Origin of the sequence: Anaerotruncus sp. 1XD42-93, from assembly GCF_009917605.1 — a bacterium.
Lineage (GTDB): Bacteria > Bacillota > Clostridia > Oscillospirales > Ruminococcaceae > Anaerotruncus.
In genome coordinates this window covers 1-5,533 of sequence record NZ_QZEG01000096.1, presented here as the reverse complement: position 1 = coordinate 5,533, position 5,533 = coordinate 1, and the positions used below count along the sequence as shown (strand labels likewise).

Below are 5,533 nucleotides of genomic sequence, written 5' to 3'. Positions count from 1 at the left end.
TGTCGCTTCGGATATCCATCCACTGTGCTCCTTTCATTTCCTGACTCCCTTTCCGGGCTCTTTTTCGCCCTCTTGGGAGTCTATCTTTTTTTCGCCTCCTCCGCCACAAAACTACATTTTTTCCTCGGCGTTTTCTTTCATTTTATTACTGGCGCTGACAGAGCCAGAGGACCAGCCCTTTGAGAATACCGTCCAGAAACAAACGACCACCTGCCTTTCTTTGAAATGGTAAGGGCTGTTACGGCTCCAGCGTTGCCAGCCCGTCAAACTTGGGAACGATATAGGCGATAAAGGCCCCGATGCCGTTGATGATGGCCCAGGCGATCCAGATGCGTTTGAGCCAGTCCCAGCTCTGGTCTACCTTGTGCTGGTTGCTGGACATCTTGGCCCCGATGACCGCCACCGCGGACATGAGGCCCGCCAGAACGGTGCTGATCCCCGCGATGCCGTTGTAGACATCAATGATAATGCTGCGGGCGACTGCGAAAATATCGGTGGCGGCGTAGGCCGGGACGGTACAGGCCGCCGCCATCAGGTACACCACCATCGCCGCCGTGTAATACCGGCCCAGCTTGGGGCCAATGTTCATAAAGCCGATGGAAACCTTGCAGGAAATTTGCCGGAAAAGTTTGCACATAGATGACCTCCATAAAAAACAGCCGCCCCCGCCCCCGTTCTTGGGGGCAGGGATGGCTTTTGACTTGGTAGGAAAAAGTAGTTTTAGAAACCGGTCTTAGGCAGCTTGCCTCTGGGCTTTGCGTAGATGATAGTGGTCCACTGGTCCTTGGCGATGACCCATTCATCCCCGCGCTGGCCGCCTACATCGGTTTTGTTGGTGAAGCGGTACTCGTTGGGCAGATCGCCGTTCACCTGGCAGAGAATGTAGGGTGCCTCCACCTGGTGGAATCCGGCCTGCACCGTGCCAAACTCAAACTTGATCTCGGTGATGACTTCATCCGCCCCCAGACGCAGGGCCTCCTGGCTGCAATCCAGGGTATCGGCGGCATTACTGTACTGGGTATCCAGCGTGCGCCAGCCCTTCTTGTTGGTCTTATAAAGCACCTCGTAGTGGAGATGCTCGCTCCAGGTGCCGGTGTAGATCTTCTCGATCCGCACCGCGTCGGTGGGGATGGTATCCCGCCAATAGAAGTTATCCAGAGGAACCGTAGAGGTGTTGCCGATTTTTTCAAAGTCGTACCGGATAATATCTCCCGGCATGGCCTCAATATTGCCGTATTTCTGTACGCTCACCGAGATTTCCTCGTTGGCGTCCAGAATTTCAAAGCGGATGAGGTCGTCCGGATTCTTCACCTCGGCGTACAGCACCTGGGGATTGATGAGGTAAAAGTCCGGCGCGGTGATTTCCCGGATACCAAAGACTTCCCCGGCGGGCAGGTCTTTGGAGTTGGCGATTCCCCGCTTGTCGGTGGTAATGCGGTCCACCACTTCGTTGCGGCTGTTGAAGATTTCAAAGACCGCGCCCTCCAGGAAGGACCCTGCGGGCAGCTTGGAAACATCGTTGTATTCCGCCGACTTTTTGACGATCTGGATTTTCCCCATAACCGGCTGGTTCTCCACGATAATTTCCGCGGTTTCCCCAGACTTGACCTCAATGGTCTTGGGGATGTCGTCCAGCACATAATTGGGGGCGGCCTTTACCTCCTTCAGCAGATATTTTCCCGCCTGAATCTCCTTGGGGAACTCGATGACCCCCGCGTCGTTAGTGGTGTATTCGCCCAGCAGGTTATTCTTCAAATCGTACAGATTGAAGGTGACGCCGTAGATAGGCTTCTTGGTGATGGCATCGATTTTCTTCACCCGCAGGGGTCCCCATGGGGGTGTTTTTCAGCTCCACGGTGGTGGTCTTGCCCCAGTAGAGAGAAACTTCCCGCACGGTGCTGTCCAGTACATAACCGGGCAGAGCCTCGGTTTCCCGCAGGTAGTAGGTCCCCGCCTCCATGCCGGTGAGATGGATCTGTCCCAGCTGGTTGGTGGTGAAGGTCCCCAGCTCCCGGTTCAGCTTGTCAAAGAGCTTGAACTTGACGCCCTCCAGCATCTTTCCGGTTTCAGCGTCCATCTTCTTGATGAGCAGATTGGGGTAAGGCTGGTTGCGGTATTCCAGGGTGCTCAGCTTATCCCCCTTGATCTCCACATTCCGGGGCGTGCTGTCCAGGCGGTAACCGGGGAGGGTCTTGGTTTCCTCCACCACGACCCAGGAACCGGCGGTGAGGTTGGAGACAAAGATAAGCCCCGCATCATCGGTGGTGTAGCTGCCGATGGTGCGCCCGTCCAGCTCGCTGAGCTTGAAGGAAACGCCGGCCATAGGTTTGCCGGTCACATCGTCCACCTTCTTGATTTGCAGCCCCATCAGAGGCTGGTCCGCAAACTGAAGGACAGTGGTTTTGTTGGGGATAAGCTCCACTGTCTGGGGGGTGGGGTCGTGAATGTAGCCCTTGGCGGCCTGGGTCTCGTAGACCGTCACCGACTGGTGGTTCAGGTCGATGTCGGTGACCATAAAGAAACCGGCGGTGTTGGTGGTAAACTCGCCAATGACCTCACCGTTAGCCCGCACCACCTTGAACTTGGCGCCGCCTACCGGCAGGCCGGTCACTTTGTCGATTTTTTCTACCCGCAAGCCGGGCATCTGTTTATTGGGGAACTCCACAAGGGTGGGCACATTGGCCTTGACCTCAATGGTCTTGGGGGTCTGGTCCTGCAAATACCCCTCCGGGCTCCGCAGCTCGGACACGATATAGAATCCGGGGGCGAGCTCCGGCACATTGATAAAGCCATCGGTCCCGCTGGTGTATTCCCCAATCAGTTCCCCATTGGCTTTGGTGACGCGGAACAGCGCCCCGGCCAGCGGCGCGCCAGTCTCGGAATCCACCTTCTTGATCTGGACAGGGGACAATTTCTTGTTGCTCAGTTCCAGGACAGAGGGCTTGTTGGCCTCCACCTTGACGGTGTGCGGGGTATTGTCTAAAAGATACCCGTCTGGTGCTTCAATTTCCCGCACCACGATGTAGTCCACATGAAGATCATCAACGGCAAAGAAGCCTGTGCGGTCGGTCTTATATTCGCCCAGGAACTCTCCTCCTACCGTTTCTACCCGGAACTTGGCGTTTGCCAGCGGTTCTCCGGTGTCAGCGTCCACCTTTTTCACCAGCAGCTGAGCCTTGCGGTCATTGGTGAACTCCACGGTGATCAGCTGTCCCCAGACAAACTCCACATCACGGGGTGTTTCGTCCAGGATGTAGCCCTCCAAAGTATCGGTTTCCCGAATGGTATACCAGCCTGGTTGCAGGTTCTCGATCAGAATAGAGCCCTGGGCATCGGTCTTAAACTCCCCAATGGTGCGCCCGTCCTTTTCCGATACCCGGAAGGATACCCCTTCCATGGGCTCTTTGGTCAGGCTGTCGATTTTCTTAATGTGCAGCCCCGACATGGCCTTGTCCTCAAACTGGACGATGGCAGGCTCATCATATTTCAGCTCCACCGTTTTCGGGGTTTCGTCCAGAATGTAATTCAGAGGCGGCTTTACCTCCTTCACCAGATAGAAGCCGGGCTCGATGCCGGTGACGGTGGCGTAGCCGTTGCGTCCGGTGATGTATTCGCCTACATGCTCCCCATTGACCTTCTCCACCAGGAAGGTAGCCCCGGCCAGGGGTTCGCCGGTGTGAAAATCCACCTTATAGATAAGGAGAGGATTTTTCGGGGTGTTGGTAAACTCGATTTCGGTGGTCTTGCCCCACTCCACCAGAGCTTCCTTTGTCTGGGTATCCATGAGGTAGCCGTCCAGGGTCTTGGTTTCCCGAATGACATAAAGCTGGGGTTCAATATTGGGGAGGAAAATTTCTCCGTTGGCGTCGGTACGATATTCGCTCAGAGATTTTCCCTGCTTCTCGCTGATCTCGAAGGTAACGCCCTGCATGGGCTGCTTGGTCACCGAATCGGTCTTGATGATCCGCAGGGAGGGTTTTGCCTTGTTCTTAATGACAATCTCGGTATCCTGGTCGGCCTTGACCTCGATGTAATGGGGCGTCTGGTCCAGGATATGGGTCTCCGGGGTACGCTGCTCGGTGATGATGTACCAGCCGGGAGTGACATTCTCCAAAACAAAGACGCCATCCAGCCCGGTGGTGACATCCTGGTATTCCTTTGCCCCCTCCTTGGTGACCCGCAGGGTGACACCGGGGATACCCTTGCCGCTCTGCTCGTCCACCTTGCGGATGGTGAGGTCGGGCATCCGGTGGTTGTTGATACGGAGAATGGTGGTTTCCCCGGCCTTGGTCTGGATGTTTCGGATCTGGTCGTCCAGAATGTAGTTGGTGGGGCTGCGGATCTCCTGGACGGTGTACCAGTCCTCTTCCAGATTCTCAATAAGGACGGTGCCATCTGCGCCGGTGGTGAACTCCTTATACTCGGCGCTGTCCTTGAGGGACAGGCGGAACACCGCGCCCTCCAGTTTCTTGCCGGTCACCTCGTCGATCTTCTCAATGAGCAGCTTTGGCTTGGGCTTGTTCTGGAAAATGACAGTGACATTGTTCTTCACCGCGTCAGGCCGTACCATGACGGTCTGGACATTGTTTTCCGAAAGCAGGTAGCCGTAGGGCGGCTGGGCCTCCACGATGGTGTAATACTGGCCGGACTGAAGCTTGGGCACCACGACGATGCCGTTTTCGTTGGTTTCAAAATCCCCCAGGAAAGCCAGGGGGTCCTCATGGCTACCCCGGTAGAGCTTGAATATCGCGCCCTGCAAGCCTTTGTCGTTGGTGGAATCCACCTTCTTAATGGTGAGGCCGCTCCAGGGTTCGTTTTCAAAGACCACTTCCACCGCCTCGGTGTTGCCCTCAAAAACGCTGACATTGTGGACCACATCGGTGGGCAGGTAATACTGGGGCGGGGACTGTTCCTCCACCCGGTACTCGCCGTGGATGAGGCCGGAAAATACGGTATGGCCATCCGCGCCAGTGGTCTGGGTGTAGGAGATGTTCTGCTCATAGGGAGGAGTGTGCGCCCGCAGCAGGGTGATCTTGATGATGGCCCCCGCCAAGGTCTGACCGGACTGGGCGTCCTTTTTCACCACAATGAGCTGGGCCCGCTTGTCGTTGGGGACATCCAGCACCTTCTGTTCGCCCCGCATAACGGTGACATCATAGGTGTTTTTGGCGTTCATCACATAACCGGCCGGGGCGGAAAGCTCCTCCACGATAAGGGCACCCGCCGCAGGCAGGTCAATGTGAATTTTGCCGCTGCCATCGGTGGTTTCGGTCCAAGTCTGCGCACTTACATTGGGGTCGGCGTAACGGATGCGGAAGGATGCGCCCTCCAAGGCAACGCCCTTGTTGCCGGTTTCGTGTTTGTAGATTTCCAGGGAGCAGGCTTCGGGGTAGTTCACAAAGCCCACTTCTACGATGTTGACCGTTTCGTTGGCTGTGACAGTGACAGTTTTCGGCGTGCTGTCGTAGAGTAGGAAAGAGCCGCCTTACCGCATTACTGCGGCAGGTTTGCCCAGACCCCTCCCAGAACCGGA

At 56.2% G+C, this 5,533-nt stretch carries 4 protein-coding genes; 1 reads left to right on the top strand and 3 read right to left on the bottom strand.

The window, feature by feature from the left end:
* Window positions 1-232, top strand: a 232-nt coding sequence (locus tag D5269_RS18395) for a hypothetical protein (RefSeq protein ID WP_207670321.1), incomplete at its 5' end; no start/stop codon positions are given.
* A gap of 6 nt (window positions 233-238) precedes the next feature.
* On the opposite strand, the gene D5269_RS18725 is transcribed toward D5269_RS18395, so the two are convergent.
* The 3 genes from D5269_RS18725 to D5269_RS16645 all read right to left on the bottom strand — a co-directional run bounded on the left by D5269_RS18725 (window position 239) and on the right by D5269_RS16645 (window position 5,398).
* Entirely contained in the window at window positions 239-637 is a 399-nt protein-coding gene (locus D5269_RS18725) for a hypothetical protein (protein WP_243126936.1), read from the bottom strand.
* A gap of 83 nt (window positions 638-720) precedes the next feature.
* Complete coding sequence (locus D5269_RS16650) at window positions 721-1,818, bottom strand: SpaA isopeptide-forming pilin-related protein (RefSeq protein ID WP_120487048.1); 1,098 nt, start codon at window positions 1,816-1,818, stop codon at window positions 721-723.
* Window positions 1,745-5,398: a SpaA isopeptide-forming pilin-related protein gene (locus tag D5269_RS16645; RefSeq protein ID WP_158605051.1), complete on the bottom strand. Its 3,654-nt coding sequence runs from the start codon at window positions 5,396-5,398 to the stop codon at window positions 1,745-1,747. Before D5269_RS16645 ends, D5269_RS16650 begins: the two co-directional genes overlap by 74 nt.
* Window positions 5,399-5,533: the final 135 nt, after the last annotated feature.

Coding starts and splice junctions, on each gene's coding strand:
- D5269_RS18725 (WP_243126936.1), bottom strand. CDS start 637: ATGTGCAAACTTTTCCGGCAAATTTCCTGCAAGGTTTCCATCGGCTTT.